The organism is Kitasatospora sp. NPDC058063 (assembly GCF_042885395.1).
Classification (GTDB): Bacteria; Actinomycetota; Actinomycetes; order Streptomycetales; family Streptomycetaceae; genus Kitasatospora; species Kitasatospora lactacystinica.
On record NZ_JBHVSD010000001.1, the window covers coordinates 649,941 to 669,795 of the forward strand.

The 19,855-nt window shown below is 75.0% G+C and carries 17 protein-coding genes and 1 tRNA gene; 7 read left to right on the plus strand and 11 right to left on the minus strand.

Going from position 1 to position 19,855, the window contains the following annotated elements; all coding sequences use genetic code 11:
- Positions 1-47 precede the first annotated feature (47 nt).
- Together ACFVUY_RS03000 and ACFVUY_RS03005 are read right to left on the minus strand one after the other, a co-directional pair.
- Complete coding sequence (locus ACFVUY_RS03000) at positions 48-503, minus strand: hypothetical protein (RefSeq protein ID WP_387726937.1); 456 nt, start codon at positions 501-503, stop codon at positions 48-50.
- 163 nt (positions 504-666) lie between these two features.
- Positions 667-1,758 carry a sn-glycerol-3-phosphate ABC transporter ATP-binding protein UgpC gene (locus ACFVUY_RS03005; RefSeq protein ID WP_359915308.1) on the minus strand — a complete coding sequence of 364 codons (1,092 nt, stop codon included), beginning with the start codon at positions 1,756-1,758 and terminating at the stop codon, positions 667-669.
- A 284-nt stretch (positions 1,759-2,042) separates the two neighbouring features.
- Between ACFVUY_RS03005 and ACFVUY_RS03010 the strand changes: the two genes are divergently transcribed.
- Positions 2,043-2,116: transfer RNA gene (locus ACFVUY_RS03010), tRNA-Thr, on the plus strand.
- A gap of 63 nt (positions 2,117-2,179) precedes the next feature.
- Here ACFVUY_RS03010 and ACFVUY_RS03015 read toward each other — a convergent pair.
- The 6 genes from ACFVUY_RS03015 to ACFVUY_RS03040 all read right to left on the minus strand — a co-directional run bounded on the left by ACFVUY_RS03015 (position 2,180) and on the right by ACFVUY_RS03040 (position 7,707).
- On the minus strand, positions 2,180-3,385 hold the full coding sequence (locus ACFVUY_RS03015; RefSeq protein ID WP_387726939.1) for a sensor histidine kinase: 1,206 nt from the start codon (positions 3,383-3,385) through the stop codon (positions 2,180-2,182).
- Complete coding sequence (locus tag ACFVUY_RS03020; protein ID WP_387726941.1) at positions 3,382-4,188, minus strand: response regulator; 807 nt, start codon at positions 4,186-4,188, stop codon at positions 3,382-3,384. Before ACFVUY_RS03020 ends, ACFVUY_RS03015 begins: the two co-directional genes overlap by 4 nt.
- A complete protein-coding gene (locus ACFVUY_RS03025) occupies positions 4,185-5,042 on the minus strand; it encodes a hypothetical protein (protein ID WP_387726943.1) in 858 nt (285 codons plus the stop codon). The genes ACFVUY_RS03020 and ACFVUY_RS03025 overlap by 4 nt, the downstream gene beginning before the upstream one ends.
- Before the next feature lie 240 nt (positions 5,043-5,282).
- A complete protein-coding gene (locus tag ACFVUY_RS03030; protein WP_387726945.1) occupies positions 5,283-6,026 on the minus strand; it encodes a class F sortase in 744 nt (247 codons plus the stop codon).
- 82 nt (positions 6,027-6,108) lie between these two features.
- Positions 6,109-6,552 (minus strand): sortase-dependent protein, encoded by a 444-nt coding sequence (locus ACFVUY_RS03035; protein ID WP_387685964.1) that lies wholly within the window; start codon positions 6,550-6,552, stop codon positions 6,109-6,111.
- Positions 6,553-6,897: 345 nt separating this feature from the next.
- Positions 6,898-7,707, minus strand: a complete 810-nt coding sequence (locus ACFVUY_RS03040) for a hypothetical protein (RefSeq protein ID WP_387726947.1) — start codon at positions 7,705-7,707, stop codon at positions 6,898-6,900.
- A gap of 202 nt (positions 7,708-7,909) precedes the next feature.
- On the opposite strand from ACFVUY_RS03040, the gene ACFVUY_RS03045 reads away from it, so the two are divergent.
- The 3 genes from ACFVUY_RS03045 to ACFVUY_RS03055 all read left to right on the plus strand — a co-directional run bounded on the left by ACFVUY_RS03045 (position 7,910) and on the right by ACFVUY_RS03055 (position 10,356).
- Positions 7,910-9,202, plus strand: a complete 1,293-nt coding sequence (locus ACFVUY_RS03045; RefSeq protein ID WP_387726949.1) for an MFS transporter — start codon at positions 7,910-7,912, stop codon at positions 9,200-9,202.
- 168 nt (positions 9,203-9,370) lie between these two features.
- Positions 9,371-9,604: a hypothetical protein gene (locus ACFVUY_RS03050; RefSeq protein WP_359914569.1), complete on the plus strand. Its 234-nt coding sequence runs from the start codon at positions 9,371-9,373 to the stop codon at positions 9,602-9,604.
- 203 nt (positions 9,605-9,807) lie between these two features.
- On the plus strand, positions 9,808-10,356 hold the full coding sequence (locus ACFVUY_RS03055; protein ID WP_387685973.1) for a methylated-DNA--[protein]-cysteine S-methyltransferase: 549 nt from the start codon (positions 9,808-9,810) through the stop codon (positions 10,354-10,356).
- 96 nt (positions 10,357-10,452) lie between these two features.
- Here ACFVUY_RS03055 and ACFVUY_RS03060 read toward each other — a convergent pair whose 3' ends face one another.
- A complete protein-coding gene (locus tag ACFVUY_RS03060) occupies positions 10,453-11,535 on the minus strand; it encodes an ATP-grasp domain-containing protein (RefSeq protein ID WP_387726951.1) in 1,083 nt (360 codons plus the stop codon).
- A 330-nt stretch (positions 11,536-11,865) separates the two neighbouring features.
- Here ACFVUY_RS03060 and ACFVUY_RS03065 point away from each other — a divergent pair, with 330 nt between their 5' ends.
- The gene (locus ACFVUY_RS03065; protein ID WP_387685977.1) at positions 11,866-13,284 is read left to right on the plus strand and encodes a family 2B encapsulin nanocompartment shell protein; all 1,419 of its coding nucleotides are present in this window, start codon (positions 11,866-11,868) and stop codon (positions 13,282-13,284) included.
- Between the two features lie 230 nt (positions 13,285-13,514).
- The gene (locus ACFVUY_RS03070; protein WP_387726953.1) at positions 13,515-14,564 is read left to right on the plus strand and encodes a family 2 encapsulin nanocompartment cargo protein polyprenyl transferase; all 1,050 of its coding nucleotides are present in this window, start codon (positions 13,515-13,517) and stop codon (positions 14,562-14,564) included.
- A gap of 158 nt (positions 14,565-14,722) precedes the next feature.
- Here the strand turns inward: ACFVUY_RS03070 and ACFVUY_RS03075 are convergent, their stop codons facing one another.
- The gene (locus ACFVUY_RS03075; RefSeq protein ID WP_387726955.1) at positions 14,723-15,763 is read right to left on the minus strand and encodes an NAD-dependent epimerase/dehydratase family protein; all 1,041 of its coding nucleotides are present in this window, start codon (positions 15,761-15,763) and stop codon (positions 14,723-14,725) included.
- 335 nt (positions 15,764-16,098) lie between these two features.
- Between ACFVUY_RS03075 and ACFVUY_RS03080 the strand changes: the two genes are divergently transcribed.
- Positions 16,099-17,433 (plus strand): DUF1254 domain-containing protein, encoded by a 1,335-nt coding sequence (locus tag ACFVUY_RS03080; RefSeq protein WP_387726957.1) that lies wholly within the window; start codon positions 16,099-16,101, stop codon positions 17,431-17,433.
- Positions 17,434-17,768: 335 nt separating this feature from the next.
- Here the strand turns inward: ACFVUY_RS03080 and ACFVUY_RS03085 are convergent, their stop codons facing one another.
- The gene (locus ACFVUY_RS03085; protein WP_387726959.1) at positions 17,769-19,793 is read right to left on the minus strand and encodes a sigma-70 family RNA polymerase sigma factor; all 2,025 of its coding nucleotides are present in this window, start codon (positions 19,791-19,793) and stop codon (positions 17,769-17,771) included.
- Between the last annotated feature and the right edge of the window lie 62 nt (positions 19,794-19,855).

Genomic DNA, 19,855 nt, shown 5'->3' on the forward strand with positions numbered 1-19,855 from the left:
GCCTTCCGCAGCCGTCTCCGGCCTTCTCCGACCGTCTCCGGCCTTCCTCAGCCGACGACGCCGGCCGCGAACGAGCCGTCGCAGACCGGGCGGGCGAAGGAGCGGGCCCGCTGGACGTCGCCCTGGTACTTGCGCACCGCCGCCTTGCCCAGCTCACCGGCCAGCGACGTGCAGTAGGGCGTCAGCGAGGGCTGCTCGCGCATCGAGCGCTCCAGCAGGTCCAGCGCGGCGGAGGGGTTCTTCGCGCGCAGCTCGTCGAGCAGCGCCACCCGCAGCGAGTCCTGCGGGGCGAGCCCGTCCGAGGTCCTGGCCGCGGCGCCGGTCGCGTTGTTGGAACGCCCGATCCCGGCGCCGTCGCCGCTCGACGCCGCCACGACCTGCTGGTCGAGCCCGGTCGGCGGGGCCCACGGGACCCGGGTCACGGCGAGGGTGCCGGTGGTCACCAGGACGACCGGCAGGGTCAGGGCGACGGTCTGGCCGATACGGCGCACTAGCTGCTTCACCCTCAGGAGAGTAGCGGTGGGTACGGGCAGGATCGCCCTCCGTTACACCATCGAGTGACACACTGTCCGGTTTCGTCCCTCCGCCGTGTTGACGCGGGGGTGCACGGACGGAGCCCGCCGGACCACGGGGGTCCGACGGGCTCCGGGGAGGCGCGAGGTCGCGTCAGTTGCTCAGGCGCAGGCCGGAGCTGGTGGAGAAGACGTGGGTCTCGTTGGCGATCGGCACGACGTGGATGGTCTCGCCGCGGGCCGGGATCTGGCGGCCGGGCACGCGGACGACCAGCTCGTGGTCCTTGCCGCCGATCTGGGTGGTGCCGTAGACGAAGCCGTCCGAGCCGAGCTCCTCGACCACGTTGACGGTCACCGCGACGCCCTCGATGCCGCCCGACGGGACGACCTCGAAGTGCTCGGGGCGGATGCCGACGGTCACCGTCTTGTCGGTGCCGGCGCCGGACAGGTCCTCGCGGGAGATGTTGACGACCGAGCCGCCGAACTTCACGCCGCCGTCCACCAGCGGCACCTCGACCAGGTTCATGGCCGGCGAGCCGATGAAGCCGGCCACGAAGAGGTTGGCGGGCTTGTCGTACATGTTGCGCGGGGTGTCGACCTGCTGGAGCAGACCGTCCTTGAGCACCGCGACCCGGTCGCCCATGGTGAGGGCCTCGGTCTGGTCGTGGGTGACGTAGACCGTGGTGATGCCCAGGCGGCGCTGGAGTCCGGCGATCTGGGTGCGGGTCGAGACGCGGAGCTTGGCGTCCAGGTTCGACAGCGGCTCGTCCATCAGGAAGACCTGCGGCTGGCGGACGATCGCGCGGCCCATCGCGACGCGCTGGCGCTGACCGCCGGACAGCGCCTTCGGCTTGCGGTCCAGGTAGTCGGTCAGGTCGAGGATCTTCGCCGCCTCCTCGACCTTGGTGCGGATGTCCGCCTTGTTCACGCCGGCGATCTTGAGCGCGAAGCCCATGTTGTCGGCGACGGTCATGTGCGGGTAGAGCGCGTAGTTCTGGAACACCATGGCGATGTCCCGGTCCTTCGGCGGCAGGTGGGTGACGTCGCGGTCGCCGATCCGGATCGCACCGGCGTTGACGTCCTCCAGACCGGCCAGCATGCGCAGGCTGGTCGACTTGCCGCAGCCCGAGGGGCCGACCAGCACGAGGAACTCGCCGTCCGCGATCTCCAGCTCCAGCGCGTCCACCGAGGGCTTGTCCGCCCCGGGGTAGACGCGGGTCGCCTTGTCGTACGTGACAGAAGCCATGGTTGTCGCTCTCCTTCACCGGCAGGAACGTGCCGGACGATCCGAGTAAAGGGGGGTTTGTCAGGGTTCCGCCGGGCCGCCAGTGGTCTGAACCACTGCTCGAACCGACTCCCGGCGACGCTACCTGCGGTTCCGTGACTTGTCAGCCCCCACCCGCCCCGATTTCGGCATCGGTTCCATCACGCCCACCCATCCCACCAAGCCCCGGATATCCCCCCATCCCGTCACCCGGGCCCGGTAGACTGCCCCCGGTGCCGCCGTGATCCATCGCGGACGGCCACCGTGCCTCCTTAGCTCAGCTGGCCAGAGCACCGCTCTTGTAAAGCGGGGGTCGTCGGTTCGAACCCGACAGGGGGCTCAGGTATGCGAGGGAAGGGCCGGTCCGACGGGTTGTCGGGCCGGCCCTTTCGCGTGGGCGGGCTCAGTCCGGGGGAAGGGCCAGGGTGGCGACGGCGCCGCCCTCGGGGTGGTTGGTGAAGGTCAGGGTGGCGCCGATGACGCGGGCGTGGCCGGTGGCGATGGTGAGGCCGAGGCCGTGCCCGCGGCCGCGTTCGGGGGCGTTGGTGCGGAAGCGCTGCGGGCCGTGCCGGAGGAGGTCCTCGGGGTAGCCGGGGCCGTGGTCGCGGACGGTGATCCGCAGGCCGTCGACGTGCAGGTGGACCGGGCCGGCGCCGTGGCGGTGGGCGTTGAGGATCAGGTTCCCGAGGATGCGGTCCAGCCGGCGCAGGTCGGTGCGGACCTGCCGGTCGGCGGTGATGTCGACGGTGACATCCAGGCCGGTGAGGGAGACGGTGCGGCGTGCCGCGCGCTCCAGGGGGACGGCGGAGAGGTCGGGGGACTCCGCGTCGGCGTCCAGGCGGGAGACCTCCAGCAGGTCCTCGACCAGGCCGCGCAGTGCCTGGACCCGGTTCTGCACGAGCTGGGTGGGGCGTCCGGGCGGCAGCAGCTCGGCGGCGGTGACCAGCCCGGTGAGCGGGGTGCGCAGCTCGTGGGCGACGTCCGCGGTGAAGCGCTGCTCGTCCTCCAGGCGCCGGTGCAGGGTGCGGGACATCAGGTCGACGGCGGCGGCGAGGTCGGCGACCTCGTCCTTGCCGTCGATGAGTTCGCCGATCCGGGTGTCCGTCCCGCCGGCCGCGATGCCCCGGGCGGCGGTGGCCGCGGTGCGCAGCCTGCGGCTGATCCGGTCGGCGACGAGCACGCCGGCCAGCACGGTGGTGAAGACCGCGGCGACGACGGTGAGCAGGATGATCCGGTCCAGGTCGGCGATGGCCTGCCGGTCCTGGGTGAAGTCCACCCGGACGGACAGCACCCCGTTCTGCACCGGGCCGGCCGCCCACATGGACTCGCCGGTGCCGTCGGCGGCGAGCAGCGAGCCGTGCCGGCCGCCGTCGGCGAGGGCGCGCAGCCGGTCGGGCAGGGCCGGGTCGTTCACGGCGGCGCCGTGGCCGGCCACCTCGCCGTCGCGCCCGTAGCCGGCCAGGGCCGAGTCGAGGGCGGCGAGTGCGGAGGAGCGGGCCTGGTCCACGTGCTGACGGATCATCGCCTGGTGGACCAGCAGGCCGACGGCCACCGCGACCAGGACGGCGATGGCGGCGACGGCGGTGGCGATCTGGCGGCGCAGGGTCATGCCGGGCGCCGCAGCTTGTAGCCGAACCCGCGGACGGTCTCGATCCGGCCGGAGCCGATCTTGGCGCGCAGCCGCTGCACGTGGACGTCCACGACCCGGGTGTCGGCGCCCCACTCGTAGTCCCAGACGCGTTCGAGCAGGGTGGAGCGCTCCAGCACGATCCCGGGCGCGGCGGTGAACTCCAGCAGCAGCCGCAGTTCGGTGGGCGTGAGCGGGACGAGGCGGCCGTCCACCCGGACCTCCATGCTGTCGGTGTCCACCTGGAGGCCGTCGAAGCTGCGGACGGACGGGGTGGGGGCGGGGGCGGTCGGCGGGACCACCGGCTGCGGGACCCCGGGGACTCCGGGGGTGCCGGGGAGCGGCGGGGCGTCGGCCGCCGGGGCGTCCGGGGGCGGTGGGGCGTCGGTCGCCGGGACGACCCGGACGCGGCGCAGCACCGTACGGATCCGGGCGACCAGGACGGCGCTCTCGAAGGGCTTGACCACGTAGTCGTCCGCCCCGGCCTCCAGCCCGGAGACCACGTCCACCGGGTCGGTCCGGGCGGACATCATCAGGATCGGCAGCTGGCTCTCCTCCCGGATCCGGCGGCAGAGGCCGACCCCGTCGAGCAGCGGCAGCATGACGTCCAGCAGGAGCAGGTCGGGCCGGACGGCGTGGAACGCCTCCAGCCCCTCCAGGCCGTCGGCCGCCGTGGTGACCGGGAAGCCGTAGCGTTCCAGGGCCATCCGGGTGGCCTCGCGGATCACCTCGTCGTCCTCGACCAGGAGGATGTGCGGGTGGGCGGGGGCGGTGGCGGGGGTCATCGCTTGGCTTCCGGGAGCACGGCGGGGACGGAGGGCCCCGAGGGGGTGGAGGGCGCGGCGGGCCCGGAGGACGGCCGGACGGGGCGCGGGGACGGGACGGCGGCCTCGGGGGCCGCCTGCCTCGGCGCGAACGGGGTGGGGCGTGCCACTGCCGGGCCGGACTCGGGGGCGGCGGTGTCCGCGCCGGTGTGCGGGAGCAGGCCGACGCCCTCGTCCTTGCGTTCCTTCAGGACGAGCCTGTTGTCCTTCCACTGGTAGAGGCTGGTGGTCCGGGCGTAGGCGCTGGTGGGCTCGAACAGCCGCAGGTCGGTGCCGACGGTGGCGGCGCTGAACGCCGGCAGGACCTGTACCTGGAGGACGGGCAGCAGGTGCTCCTCGGCGAGGGCGTAGACGTGCAGCACGACCCGCCCGGGGGTGGTGACGACGGTGATCAGCTCGGGCTGCCCGTCCCCGGAGAGGTCGCGGAACTCGGGGGCGCGGACCTCGCACCCGGCGCAGGAGCCGAGCGCCTGGCGCTCCTCCGGGCCGACGTTCGGGTCCTTGGCGAGGACGGTGCGCACGTCGACCGCGGTGATGTCGTGCCCGGGGACGGTCACGTCCGGTACGGGCTGCGGCGGCTCCTGGGTGACGTCGGCCGCGGCCGCGGACGGCGGCGGGGAGGTGGGCAGCTTCGGCCAGAGCGGCTGGGGCACCGGCGGCGGCGTGACGGCCCGGACCGGGCCCTGGTCGCGCAGGTCGCCGGGGGTGGCGCGGCCGAAGGCCAGGCCGGCGAGGGCGAGGACGACGACCAGGCCGGCCAGGGTGGCCACCTGGACGGCGCCGGGCCGGCGGCGGGGTGGTGGTGTCGCTGCCACGGTCGGTGTTCGTCCTCCTGCTCTGCGGCGTCGCTCCGGTCGTCGTTCCGGTCGTCGCTCCCGTCACCGCCCCGGTGGTAGGTCGCGCGGTCGGTGGTCGGCGGTTCCGCGACGGTAACTTCGTGCGGGCTGTGCGGGCTGTGCGGGCTGTTCGGGTAGTCCGGACCACGTGGGTCGTACGGCTCGTACGGTCCACGTGGTTCATGTGGTTCATGTGGTCCGTACGACCCGTCCCGGCCGTCAGGCCAGATCCGCCAGCACGATGATGTTGTCCGTCCAGTGGCCGTCCGAGCCGATCCGCCCGCCGCAGGTGATCAGCCGGAGTGCGGGCGCGGGCGTGTCGCCGTACACCTGCTCGGTCGGGAAGTGGTCCTTGGCGGCCTGGAGCAGCGTGCGGACCTTGAAGTCCACGGTGCTGCCGTCGGCGCGCCGGATCCGGATCAGCTCGCCGGGCCGCAGCTTCGGCAGCTGCTTGAAGACCGCCGGGCCGTGCGCGGTGTCGTAGTGCCCGATGAGCACGGCCGGGCCGTTCTCGCCGGGTGTGGGGCCGTTGCGGTACCAGCCGACCTCCTCGCCCCGGTCGGCCGGCGGCACCTCGACCGTTCCGTCGGCGTTCAGGCCGAGGTCGGTCACCGGTGCGTCCACTCCGACGGAGGGGACCAGCAGGCGGGTCGGCGGCGAGGACGCGTACGGCTTCGGGGCGGTGGACGTGGAGGTGGACGCGGCGCCGGTCGTGGCCGGGGGGCCCGGGGTCATCGCCGGGGCGTCCGTGCCGGTGCCGGTGCCGGTGCCGTGCCCGGAGGTCTCGACCCGCACCACCGGGGTCTCCCGGCCGGACAGCGCGAGCGAGGTGCCGAGCACCAGGCAGAGCAGGCCCGCGGTGCCGAAGGCGGTGCGGCGCAGCGGGCCCGGAGCGGGCCGGGCGGCGCGTCGGCGGCCCCGCCGGTGGTCCTTGGCGCGACGGCGGGTGTCGGTCCCCGCCACCGGGACGGCCCCGGCGCCGCTTCCCCGCCCGGCCGGGTTCGGGGAAGCGGCGCCGGGGTGCCCGGCGGACTCGGGACCGGTGTCAGCCGCGCGCACCGGAGCGGCGGCGCAGAACGGCGAAGCCCAGGGCCGCGGCGCCGACGGCCGCGACGGTGCCGCCGCCGGCGAGCATCAGGCCGGAACCCTCGGAGGCGGCGGAGCCGTCACCGGCCTGCGCGGCGCCCTTGGGCACCTCGCGGACCTGCGGCTGGGCGCCACCGGGCGCGACCGGGGCGGGCGAGGCGACGCCCTTGGGGGCGGCCACGGCCGGCGAGGCGTCGGCCTTCGGGGCGGCGGACGGCGTGGGCACGGCGGTCCTCGGCGCCGCGTCGCCGCTCGGGGCGGCGACACTGGGGGCGGCCGGCTTCGGCACGCCGTCGGCCCAGGCCTGCCCGCCGCTGATGGTGGCCAGCAGCGCGGCGCCGGTCAGGGCGCAGACCGCCAGGACGCGGCGGGCGGGCGAGTGGTGGGTACGGCTCCTGCTCATGCGGGGTGTCTCCATCTGCATCGGTCGGTACCTGGGCGGCCGGCGGTCCGCGGTGCGGTGCGCGGTGCGGTTGGCACCGCGTTCGCTCCGCGCTTCGCGGGCCCCGGTGTGCTGGTGTCGCGGGACGTCCGTCGTCGGCGCCGGACGCGTACGTCCTCGTCGCGGACGCCCTCCGGCCGGCTCGATCGGTTCGGCCGGTGGCGTCGAGGACGACGGTAGGAGGGCCGTGTCGCGGTCCTCGGCCGGTCGTGTCACGGCCGCCCATCGGCTGCGTAACGGCCGCCGCCCGTGACGTCACTCGGGGGCCCGCAACCCCGCCGCGCGCCGCGCGCCGCCGCCCCGCGGCTACCGCGCCGCCCGCAGTCGGCGGAGGGTCCAGCCCGGGCCGAGCGGCCGGGTGTGGGCCGTGAAGAGCTCGGCGGCCCGGCGGTAGGAGAGGCGGGCGTGGCCGGTGTACGGGCAGCGGTCGCGGGCGGGGGTGCCGGCGGGGGCGCGGCGGTCGGTGAGGAAGAGCGGGCCGGTGGCGCGGCCGGCCACCAGCAGGGGGAGCAGCCGGGCGGTGCCCGACTGCCAGTGGACGGTGGCCTGCCCGGGGCGGGTGCGGCGGCGGGGCAGGTCGAGGTGGTCGGCGTCCAGGGCGAGGACGGTCTCGATCGCGGCGCCGGACTCGTGCAGCAGGTGCCAGAGCGCCTGTTCGCGCAGCGGCGCGCGGAGGGTGAACAGGGCGTGCAGTTCCTCGGGGGTCAACGGGCCTGCGGCCGCTGCGGGTTCGGGCAGCGGGCGGGCGAGCAGGCCGGTGGTCGGGTCGCCGTCGAGCCAGCCCCTGGCCCGCCACCAGGCCACGGCCGCGCGCAGGGTGGAGAGTTCCCGGTTGAGGGTGCGCGGGTCGGTGTCGGCCGCGCGTCGGGCGGCCGCGTCGCGCAGTCGTTCGGCGGCGTCCGGGTGGTCGAGCAGGGCGAGCGGCAGGACGGGCGGCCGGGCCCGCCGCCGTTCGGGGCCGGTGGGGGAGGGCCGGTCGGCGAGCGCCCAGGCCCAGGTGTCCAGCGCGATCCGGTAGATCCGCCGGGAGCCGTCGGCGAGCCCGGAGGCGGCCAGGTAGTGCTCGACGGCGACGGCGTACTCGACCGGTGGGAGTCCTGCCGCAGTTTCTGTCACGATCGCCTTCTTCCGCAGTAAATCAATTCCGCCAAGCTGCTCGAACCCTAGCCAGGAATCGCAGTAAAGGGCAGGTCGGGAGCCATTGAATGACGAATTTACTGCGGCAGTTCGCTCCGTTCGGAAAATTGACTCCAAAAGGCTCAACTTTTTCGCCGGAATCCCTTGAAGCGCTCCCTGTCGGACCGCAGACTTGCTGCACATGGCAATGCAGACCGAACGGATCCCGGCCCGCAGAAGGCGACTGGGAGACCGTCTCGCCGTGCTCGGCGAGCGCGAATTCACGTGGTTCTTCATCGGATACACGACCTCCCTGATCGGCTCCTCGATGGCGCCGGTCGCGGTCGCCTTCGCGGTGCTCGACGGCGAGGGCGGCTCCGGGGGAGCCGGGGGTGGCGGCGGCACCGCCCTGGGGTGGGTGATGGCGGCCCGGATCCTCCCGGTGGTGCTGGTGCTGCTGGCCGGCGGGGTGATCGCGGACCGGCTCGGCAGCCGCCGGGTGATGCTGGGCTCGGACCTGCTGCGCGGCCTGGTCCAGGCGCTGTTCGCCGGACTGCTGGCGGCCGGGCACGCGCCGGTCTGGGCGATGGTCGCGCTGGTGGCGCTCTGGGGGGTCGGCGAGGGGCTGTTCATGCCGGCCTTCGGCGCGATCGTGCCCGATCTGGTGCGCCGCAAGGAGCTGATGGCGGACGCCAACACCCTGCTGGGACTGGCCCGTTCGGTGTCCACCGTGGTCGGCCCCGCCACCGCCGGGCTGGTCACCGCCGCCTGGGGGCCGGCGACGGTGCTGCTGGCCGACGCGGTGACGTACGGCGTCGGCGCCTTCGCACTGGCCAGGTTGCGGCTGCCGGTACGGGCGGCGGCGGGCGGCGAGGAGTCGATGATCCGGGACCTGCGGGCCGGCTGGTCGGAGTTCGCCTCCCGCCCGTGGCTGTGGATCACCACCGCGCAGATGGGCCTGTTCAACCTGCTGGTCTGGGCCCCCTTCCTGGTGCTGGGCCCGCTGCTCTCGCAGCGGGACCTCGGCGGCGCCCGGGCCTGGGGCCTGGTGATGGGCGTGTACGGCGCCGGGGCGGTGCTGAGCGGCCTGCTGATGCTCGGCCGGGCGCCCGCCCGTCCGCTCGCGGTGGCGTCCGCGGCGGCGCTGGCCTGGGCGCTGCCCTCCGGGGCGCTCGCGGCCGGGGCGGGGCTGCCCTGGGTGGCCGCCGGCGCGCTGGTGGCCGGGGCCGGCTCGGCGGTCTGCGGGACGCTCTACAACACCACCCTGCAGAAGTGGGTGCCGGTGGAGCTGCTCGGCCGGATGACGGCCTTCGGCGTCCTGGGCGCCTTCGCCCTCGGCCCGCTCGGACTGGCGGCGGCCGGGCCGCTGGCGGGCCGGTTCGGCGCGGACACCGTGCTGCTCGTCGGGGCGGTCTGGCAACTGGCGGCCGGGGCCGTAGTGTTGGCCGTACCGGCGGTACGGAACCGCCGATGGGAGGAGGGCCCGGACAGCTGACCAACCCCTCGGACGGCTTCGGGGCGCACCCCCGGCCCACCGCGCACCGCGCCCGGCCGGCCCCGGAGCGCAACCGGCTGCCCCTCCCGCGCACGCAGGCCTCCGCGGCGGGCGGGGCGGCCGACCCGGTCGTACGGTGGAGAGCGGGGGAGACGGAGGAGGTCGATCATGCCCGGCTCGCTCACCATCAGCCATCACGGGACCGCGGTCACCCTGGACCACGCGGACGCGGAGCGGCTCGCCACCGTACTGGCGGACCTGGCGTACCTGCTGGAGATCCCGGGGTCGAACCGGCTCAGTGACGACCAGCTGGCCGTGCTGTGCGAGGGACGGTCCCCGGACCGCGCCGATCTGGTGCACTGGTGCGCTTCGCTCGCCCGCGGGCTGAAGACGCAGCTCTGACCGGAGCCGCCCGTGCCGCAGGCGGGCCGTCGTACGGCGGACCGCTGCGCGGCCGCCGGCCACCCCGGCACCCGTCGCGCGACGGCCCGCCGCACGACGGCCCGGCGCGCGACCGCCCGCCGTACGATGGCGCGCGGGGCGGGGACGCCCCCCGGGTGCCGGGGTGGCCGGCGGCCGGTCCGGCGGAGGGTGGGGGCCCGAGCGTGTCGCAGTCCTGGTCGATGTCCTGGCTGACCGTGCCCACGCCGCTGCCCAGCGGGCCGATGCGCATCGCGGTGACTCCGCTCGGCGTGGCGTCGGCCGGTTACACCGGGTCGCGCGAGGGCGAGGTGCCGGCGTGCACCGACGAGTCGAAGATCACCGCCGTCACCGAGCGGATCGGCGCCTACCTGGCGGGCCGCACCCGCGAGTTGGGCCTGCCGGTCGACTGGAGCCTGAGCTCCGGCCCGCACCGGGCGGTGCTGCAGACGCTCTGGCGCGAGGTGCCGTACGGCCGGACCATCACCTACGGCGAACTGGCCGCCCGCAGCGGGGTTTTCGAGGACATCACGGAGCCCGGCCTGGCCGCCCGCACGGTCGGGCAGATGATGGCCGCGAACCCCGTCCCCCTGCTGGTGCCCTGCCACCGGGTGGTGGCGGCGGACGGGATCGGCGGCTTCGGCGGCGGCCGGGTCGGCATCGAGGTGAAGCGCTGGCTGCTCACCCTGGAGGGCGTGCTGGAGCCGACCCTCGACTGGAACGGCCCGCTGTAGCGGCGGGGGTGCGGGCGGCGGCGAGCGGCCCGCGGCCGGCGGTGGGCCCGCCGCCCATGTCGGTCGTCGCGCCCGGGCCGCCGCTCCCGCCGGCCGTCACACCCGGGCCGCCGCCGGATGCGCCCCCGGAGACACCCTCCCGGGCCCCTGCTGCGGGTGCACCGGCCGGATGCCGGGCACCAGGGTGTACTCGATGCCGCGCACGTCCGGCTCCGCCCCCGAGCACTCCGGCCGCTCGCCGAGCGCCAGCCGCACCGCGTCCCACGGCAGGTTGAGTCCGCACAGCCGCAGCTGGTGGAGCCCGGCGGCGGGGCGGGTGTTGACGTCGATGACCACCGGCAGGCCGTCGAGGCGGCGGAACTGGACGTTGGACAGGTACGCCATCCCGGTCGCCCGGACCAGCCGCCGGACGGGCTCCAGGTAGCACTCCTCGGTGGTGAAGCCCCGGCGGCGGCCCTCCTTGGTGCGCCCGACCGCGGCGAGCGGGCTGCCGTCCCGGTCGGCGAGGCAGTCCACCGAGACCTCCGGCCCGTCCAGGTGGGGCATCACCAGCAGGTCCACCGGCTCGCCGTCCGGGCCGCCCCCGGCCAGTGCCGCGGCGACCTGTTCGACCTGCACCCGGTGGTCCCAGCCGGCCAGCCGCCGTGCGTCGTAGGGCTCCCGGGTGAGTACCCGGAAGCCCGCGCCGCCGGCGCCGGTGGTGGGCTTGAGGCAGGCGGTGCGGCCGGTGTCCTCGATCCGTTCGACGGCGTGCCACAGCTCGGCGGGGGTGCGGACCCGCCACCAGGGCGGGGTGGGCAGTCCGGCCCCGGCGATCGTGGCGTAGCCGTCCGCCTTGCTGGTGAAGGCGGCTATCGCGGTGGCCGGCGGGCAGAGCAGCGTGGTGCCGATCGCCTCGAACTCCGGCCGGGCGAGGGCGATGGCGAGCTGGTGCAGCTGGGGGACGAAGACGTCGATCGCGTGCCGGGCGCAGTAGTCCAGGGCGTATCCGACGTAGCCGTCCGCGGCCAGGCCGGCGGGCTCCGGGGTGCCGTGGTCGGCGGCGGCGAGCACGGGGGAGTCCGGGTCGCCGTGGGTCGCGTGGACCACGACGGGGCGCGGGGCGGCGCGCAGTTGCTCGATGAAGAAGACGTTCTCGGCGTAGGTGCGGTTCAGCCAGACACGTACGGGTGCACTCATGTGACCCTCCCGGGAGGGAAGTTGACGAAGGGTCAGGGCACCCTAGCGGCCTGTTCGAACGGCCCGGACGGCAGGGGCACCGTGGGCGGATGGTGGCGCGGGGTGGCGCGCGCCGGGGCTTCGATGGGGGAGGATGGGGCGCGGCACTCCGATATGTTCGAATAAATAGTCGAACAAATATCGATCGGGTGATCCATTCGTACTATTTGTTCGGCCATTCGGAACCACTCGAACGAGTGATTGCGGGGCGCCCCTGAATGGGCCCACCATGAAGCTGCAACACGCATGTGCAAGGCGACGCTTCATTGGGATATGCGAAGGGCTCCCCTCATGTCGACCGAAACGAATGCCGGTATTCCCGCGCCCGGTGCGCAACCGGAGATCCGGCAGCAGCAGAGTCTGAGCACGGCGGGCGCGCGGAACCTCGCGACGACCACCAAGTCCGCGCCGCAGATGCAGGGCATCAGCCCGCGCTGGCTGCTCAGGAGGCTGCCCTGGGTGCAGGTGTCCGGCGGCACCTACCGGGTGAACCGCCGCCTGCGCCACTCGGTCGGCCGCGGCCGGGTGGGTTTCGTCAAGACCGGCGCCGAGGTGCGGATCGTCCCGCCCACGCTGGCCGAGGTGCCGGTGCTGCGCGGCTTCCAGGACGAGGCCGTGCTGGAGGAGCTGGCCTCGCGCTTCGTGCAGCGGGACTTCGGCGCGGGCGACGTCCTGGTCCAGGCCGGGGCGCCGATCACCGAGGTGTTCCTGATCGCCCACGGCAAGCTCGACCGGCTGGGCACCGGCAAGTACGGCGAGGAGACGGTGGTCGGCACCCTCGCCGACGGCGACCACCTCGGCGACGAGGCGATCCGGCAGGACGGCGGCGACTGGCCGTACACCGTCCGCGCCGCGACCTCCGGCACCGTACTGACGCTGTCCTGGCCCTCCTTCCAGGAGCTGCACGACCGCTCCGAGGCGCTGCAGCTCCAGGTCATCGAGTACCTGAACGGCTTCCAGCAGGCGCAGAACAAGCACGGCGAGGCCGCGATCGGCCTCGCCGCCGGGCATCAGGGCGAGTACGAGCTGCCCGGCGCCTTCGTCGACTACGAGCTCAAGCCGCGCGAGTACGAGCTGAGCGTCGCGCAGACGATCCTCAAGGTGCACACCCGGGTCGCCGACCTCTACAACCAGCCGATGAACCAGACCGAGCACCAGCTGCGGCTGACCATCGAGGCCCTGCGCGAGCGCCAGGAGCACGAGCTCGTCAACAACCCCGAGTTCGGCCTGCTCGCCAACGCCGCGTACGAGCAGCGGTTCCAGACCCACTCCGGCCCGCCCACCCCGGACGACATGGACGAGCTGCTCAGCCGCCGCCGCGGCACCAGGATGTTCCTGGCCCACCCCAGGGCCATCGCCGCTTTCGGCCGGGAGCTCAACAAGCGCGGCCTCTACCCGGGGACGGTCGAGGTCGAGGGCAAGCAGATCATGTCCTGGCGCGGCGTCCCGGTCTTCCCGTGCAACAAGATCCCGATCGTCGGGAGCACCAGCTCGATCATCGCGATGCGCATCGGGGAGGACAACCAGGGCGTCATCGGCCTGCACCAGACCGGAATTCCGGATGAATACCAGCCCAGCCTTTCGGTGCGGTTCATGGGAATCGACGACAAGGCCATCATTTCCTACCTGGTGAGCGCCTACTACTCCGCCGCGATCCTGGTGCCGGACGCGGTCGGTGTCCTGGAGAACGTGGACATCGCGCAGTACTGACGGATCGCGCAGTACCGACGGTTCGCGGGGCCGCTCGCAGAGCCGCGCCGTCCGCCGGGGCCGTCCACCGGCCCCGGCCGGGCGGGTGCGTACCGGCCCGGCGCGTACCTGCTGCGCAGCGGCCCGGCGCGTACCGCTGCGCAGCGGTACGGCGCGCACCGGCACAGCGCAACCCCGGCCCGCCGCCGGCGGGCCGTCCCACGACAGGCGCCCGACAGGGGGAACCACCCATGACCAGTCCCACGCTGGAGCGGGACCACAAAGAGGGCCACGAGGCGGCCGACATCCTCGCCCGGACCCGCGCCCTGGTCGACCCGGTCCTGCGGGCCGCCGTCGACTCGCTGCCCGGCACCATGCGCAAGGTGGCCGGCTACCACTTCGGCTGGTGGGAGGCGGACGGCACCCCAGCCCAGGCCTCCGCAGGCAAGGCGATCCGACCGGCCATGGTCCTCGCCGCCACCCAGGCCCTGGGCGGCAAGCCCAACGAGGCCGTCGCCGCGGCGGCCGCGGTGGAGCTGGTGCACAACTTCACCCTGCTCCACGACGACGTCATCGACCGGGACGACACCCGGCGCCACCGGCCCACCGCCTGGCGGGTGTTCGGCACCACCGAGGCCATCCTGGCCGGGGACGCCATGCACTCCCTCGCGCTGCGCCTGCTCGCCGAGGACAACCACCCGGCGGCCCACGGCTCGATCCGCCGGCTCGCCGACTGCGTGGTGGAGCTCTGCGAGGGCCAGCAGATCGACTGCGCCTTCGAGCGGCGCAACGACGTCTCGCTGCCCGAGTGCCTGGCGATGGCGGAGGCCAAGACCGGCGCGCTGCTGGGCGCGGCCTGCGCGATGGGCGCCCTGTACGCGGGCGCCTCCGAGGAGGCGGCGCAGGCGCTGGACTGCTTCGGGCGGGAGATCGGCCTGGCCTTCCAGCTGATCGACGACCTGATCGGCATCTGGGGGGATCCGGCGGTCACCGGCAAGCCGGTCGGCGCGGACCTGGTCGCCCGGAAGAAGTCGCTGCCGGTGGTCGCGGCGCTGGGATCCGGCACCGTCGAGGGCAAGCTGCTGGCCGAGCTGTACGCGATCGAACGCCCGCTGGACGCCGAGGAGTTGGCGCAGTGCGCGGCGGCCGTCGAGGCGGCCGGCGGGCGCGGCTGGGCGCAGGGCGAGTCCTGCGAGCGGATGGCTGCGGCGATGGCGCAGCTGGCCGCCGCCGTCCCGGAGCCGGCCGCGGCGGACGAGCTGCTGGCGCTCGCCGAGCTGGTCACCCGCCGCACGCACTGAACGGGGCACCCGCGCCGAACGCGTCCCCATGGCGCTGTGAGGAGCGCCCTGAGGAGCGTCCCAAGGAGTCCTGCCGGGCGTGGCGCTGGGCGTGGGGAGTCGGCCGGACCGACTTCCCACCCCCGGTGCCCGGGCGCCGCTGCCGACCGGCGCCGCCGTCAGCCGAGGGCGGCCAACAGCCGCCGTTCCTTGGCGGGTTCGATGCCCTGCCGCACCGCCGCCCCCGGCCGCCCCTTGCGACCCTCGGCGTCGGTGTCCTCGACCGGCCCGCGCTGCCGCAGCCACTCCCAGGTGTCCCGCGCCGTCTCGGCGAACGGGCGGCAGCGCAGCCCGGCCGCCTCCGCCCGGCCGGTGTCGGCCAGCCAGGCGCCCGCCATCTCGGGCAGGTCCGGTGCCCAGAGGGGGAGTTCGGTCCACGCGCCCACCTGGTCCGGCCCCTCGGCGAGCAGCGGCTCGTCCGGCACCCAGACCAGCTCGGTGTCCGCGGCCCCAGCGACCTCCCGGCAGGTCGCCAGCCACTCGCTGAAGCTCAGCCGCCCGGGCGGCGCCGTGGTGATACAGCGCCCCGCCGTCCCGGCCGTCAGCAGGTCCAGCCCGAAGCCGGCGAAGTCCCGGACGTCGATCACCTGCATGGTCCGCCGGGGATCCCCCGGGGCCAGCACCCGCCCACCGCGCGCCATCCGCTCCAGCCACCAGGGCAGTCGGCCGCCGAACTCGTACGGTCCGACGAGCAGTCCGCTGTTCAGCACCAGCGTGCGCCCGGCGCCGAACCCCGCCAGCACGGCGCGCTCGCAGCCGGCCTTCAGGGCGGTACCGGGCGGCTGGCCGGGCGGGGTGTCGGCGGGGCAGGGGTGCAGTGCGGAGTCCTCGTCGACCGCCCGGGCGGGCCAGTCGGCGAAGGCGTGCACGGAGGAGACGAAGGTGTAGTGGCCGGCCCGCTCGCGCAGCAGCCCGGCGCTGAGCGCGGCCTGGGCGGGCTGTTGGGCGGAGGTGTCGACGACGGCGTCCCAGCTGCGGCCGTCCACCAGCCGGGCGAGGTCCCCGGCACTGTCGCGGTCGCCCCGGACCGCCTCGACGCCGGGCAGGTCGGTGGCGCTGCGACCGCGGTTGAAGGTGGTCACCCGGTGGCCCCGGGCGAGGGCCTCGGCAGCGTAGGCCCGTCCCAGGAAGGACGAGCCCCCAAGCAAGAGGATCTTCATACCGAGGACCCTCTCCCGGCCGCACCGCCCGTACGCCCGGATTCGCGGTCAGCAGATGCCGGGCCGGATAAGTCGGGCCGCAGAAGTCGGGCCGCAGAAGTCGGGTCACGGGAGTCGGTTCGCCGGATGCCCGCGGGGCGTCCGGTCCGACATGCCGCCCCACCCGGCCCCGCTTAGCATCCGAGGTGTACCGCGGTCGGCGACCGAACCCCGGTCCGGCGCCCGCCCGGAGCACGGCCCGGACCGCGGACCCGCCGGCCGCCGCCGGTGACGAACGGCCCGCCGACGCCGAGCACTCCGCCGACCGGCTGCCCGCCCCGGACGAAGGACCCGCGATGAACCAGCCCGAGCTGGAGGCCCTGGCCGCCGACGCGTACGTCTACGGCTACCCGCTGGTCGCCGGCCTCACCATGGTCGAGCGCTTCGCCCGCGGCGGCCTGGGCACCCTGCCGGCGGCGCCGTTCAACCACATCAGCCACGCCACCCGGCTGGCCGGTCCGGCCGACCGCTTCGTCTCGGTCAACAACGACACGATCTACTCGATCGCCCAGCTCGACCTCTCCGAAGGCCCCCAGGTGCTGCGCGTCCCGGACACCGCGGGCGCCTACTACGTGCTGCAGATCATCGACGCCTGGACGGACAACGTCGCCTACCTCGGCCGCCGGGCCACCGGCACCGGCGCGCAGACCTGGCTGATCGTCCCACCCGGCTGGCACGGCACCCCGCCGGACCCGAACCGGGTGATCGAGCTGCCGACCACCGTCGGCACCCTCGTCGGCCGCTTCGCCTGCACCGGGCCGGAGGACCTGCCCCGGGTCCGGGCCCTCCAGTCCGCCCTGGAACTGGAGCCGCTGGAACCCGGCGGCCTGGTCGCCGGACTCCCCGAGCCGGACGGGGACGTCCCCGAGCGGCTGGCCTTCTTCGAACGGCTGCGAGTCTGGATGCAGGCCTTCCCGCCCGCCACCGCGGACATCGAGTACCAGCGCCGCTTCGCCCCGCTCGGCCTGCTGGACGACGGCGCCTCGCCGTACCGTTCGGCCGCCCCCGAATGGACGCTGACGCTGGCCAAGGGCCTGGCCGCCGGCCGCGAACGGGTCGAGGACGCCACCCGCCCGCCCGAGGACCACCCGCCCGGCGAGTGGCGCAGCACGCTCCACCTGTTCGACTACAACACCGACCACCTGGGCCCCGGCACCCTGGACGACCCCGAGTGGCGCATCCCCGACCGTCGCGCCGCCTACCTCAGCAGGGCCGCCGCCGCCCGGGCCGGCCTCTGGGGCAACCACGCCTACGAGGCCTCGTACGCGATGACCTACGACGACTCCGACGGCCGACCCCTCACCGGGGCCCACGACTACACCCTGCGCTTCGACCAGCCGCCCCCGGCCGGGGCCTTCTGGTCCGTCACGATGTACTCCGTCCCGGACTACTACCTGGTGGAGAACCCGATCGACCGCTACTCGATCGGCGACCGCACCCCCGGCCTCGTGCACGGCGAGGACGGCTCACTCACCCTGACCCTCCAGCACGACCAGCCCGAGGACCCGGCCGCCGCCGCCAACTGGCTCCCCACCCCGTCCGCCGAGTTCCGCCCCATCCTCCGCATCTACCAGCCCGAGCCCGCCGTCCTGGACGGCAGCTACCAGCCCCCGCCGATCCACCGGGCCTGACTCCCCGCAACCCGCCCACCGCCCTCTCGGCCTCTCCCGCTGGTGTGCTGGCTCCGCACCTCGCACGGGAAGTCGGCCTGGTCGACTTCTCACGCATCCCTCCCCGCCCGGGCTCGCGGCCGGGACGTGCAGGCCGGTCCACGCGCGCGCTGCTGGGCTGACCCTGTTGCCCGCAGGAAGTCGGCCCGCTCGACTTTTCGGGCGCCCTTGGTCCGGCTTCTGGGGGTGGCACTGGGCGGCCGGTCTGCATGGCCGCCCAGTGCCCGACGCGTTGGGCGTGAGAAGTCGGCCCGGCCGACTTCTCACACGCCCGGGTGCCCCGGCGGGCTGTGGCGTCAGCGAGATGGCGGTGGGGTGTTCGGACCGGGGGCGGTGGTGGCCGTGCCCGAGGAGGACGGGGAGCCGGACGGCGAGGGGGACGACGTGGGCGGGCTCGACGTGGCGGGGGCCGCCGTGGGCGAGGTGCCAGCGGAACCGGTCGGTGTCGGCGTCGGTGCCGGTGCCGGTGCCGAGGACGGCGACGGATCGGCCGGGGAGGAGGCGGAGCCACCGCGATTGTGCGGCCCGCCCTCCAGGGTGACCACCGCCTGCGAGGGCGGCAGCGCGATCCGGGCGGTCCAGTGCGCGGTCGGCGCCTGGTCCTCGTCCACGGTGACGATCACGGTGATCCGTTGGCCTGGCGCGAGGGTGCCGGAGTCGCGGCTGAGCCGGAGCCAGCCGGCCTCCGTCACCGCGTGCCAACGGATCTCGGTGGTGCCGGAGTTGGTGAGGGTGAGGATGGTCCGGCTGCCGTACTCGGCGGCCTCGACGGTGAGCAGCCCGGCCGGGGCGGGTTCTCCGGTGCCCGTCGCGGAGGCCCGGTCGACGGATGGGGCCGGTGCGGCGACCAGGGCCGGGCTGTCGAGCGGGGTCGCGCCGTGGGCCGGGACCGGGATCACCGAGCCCTGGAAGGTGAGCCGCGGAAACCCAGGAAGCAACGTTTCTGCACCGTCCACACCGGCACCATCCGCGACCATCCCGGCCCCGGCTCCCGCCAGCTCCAGCCCGGGCACGCCGGGCGCACCCGAGCCCGTCGGGCCGTCCACCGCGGGCCGTGGCCCCTGCCCGGCGGGCCGCCCGGCCCCGTCCACCCGCACCGCCGACACCGAGGCCGCGGAACCCGAGCCGCCACCGCCCCGGTGCCCGGCCCAGAGCGCGATCACCGGCGCCGCCAGGACGGCCGCGAGCACCCCGGTGGTCACCACCCGCCGGCGCACCGCAAGCCCGCGCCCCGCGTCCGGCGCCCGGTGCCGGGGGAAGCCGCTCTGGTCGAACCGCAGCCCCGGCTCCGCCACCCGAGTCGCCGCCACCCGAGCCGCCGTCGCCGGAACATCCGTCGCCGGAGCATCCGCCGCCCGAACGGCAGCAGCCCGGGCGGTCGCCGCGCCGGTGACCGCGCCGGTCCCGGAGGCGTCCACCGGAGCGCGCAGCAGCGCCAGCCCCGACAGCCCGGCCGCACCCTCGGCGGCCTCGTGCGCGGCCACCCGCTCCGCCGTACCCCGGCAGGTCGGGCAGTCCAGCACGTGCTGCACGAGTTCCCGTCGCAGGGCCGGGCCGAGCACCCAGTCCCGCCAGGACTCCGCCCCGGCGCCGCCGAGCCGGTCCAGCTCCGGGCAGCTGCCCACGCCGAGCACCAGCAGTGCCGCCCTGGTCCGGGCGACCTCGGCCTCGGCTCCGGCCAGCAGCGCGCGGGTCCGTTCGAACGGCAGGCCCAGTACCGCCGCCACCTCCAGCGGGGTCAGCCGGTGCCGGACGGACAGCTCCAGTGCCTCGCGCTGTTCCGGGTCGGTGCCGGCCGCCTCGGGCCAGGCGAGCGAGGACAGCTCGCGCCGCCGCCGGGCCGCCTCGGCCTCGGTCTCGTCCGCCTCGGCCTCGTCCGGTGCAGCGCCGGCCGCTGCCGCCGCCCGCCCGGTCCCGGACCTGGCACCCGCCACCGCCGGGCCACCGTCCGCGAGCCGGCGCAGGCAGCAGTACCGGGCGAGTGAGAACAGCCAGGCGCGGAGCAGCCCGGGCTCGGCGAGCCGGGCGCCGTGCCGCCGGGCCAGTTCGCGGACCTCGCGCAGGGCGTCGGCGGCCGCGTCGTGCTCGCAGAGCACCGAGAGGCAGTAGGTGAACAGGCCGTCCACCTGCCGGTCGTACGCCGCGAGCGCGGCGCCGGTCCGCTGCTCGACGGGATCGGCCGAGCCTGCGGCCCCGGCCGATCCCGTGGCCCCGGCCGACTCGGCGGGCCCGACCGGTCCGGTCAGCCACCGGGACCTCCCCGGCCGGCCCGACCACCCCGGCCCGACCGCCCCGGTCGGCCCAACAGTTCTCGTCGTCACCCGTCCGACGGTAGAGAACGCGGACGGCTGACTCCGACCATTCGCCGCGTATGTACTTCTTT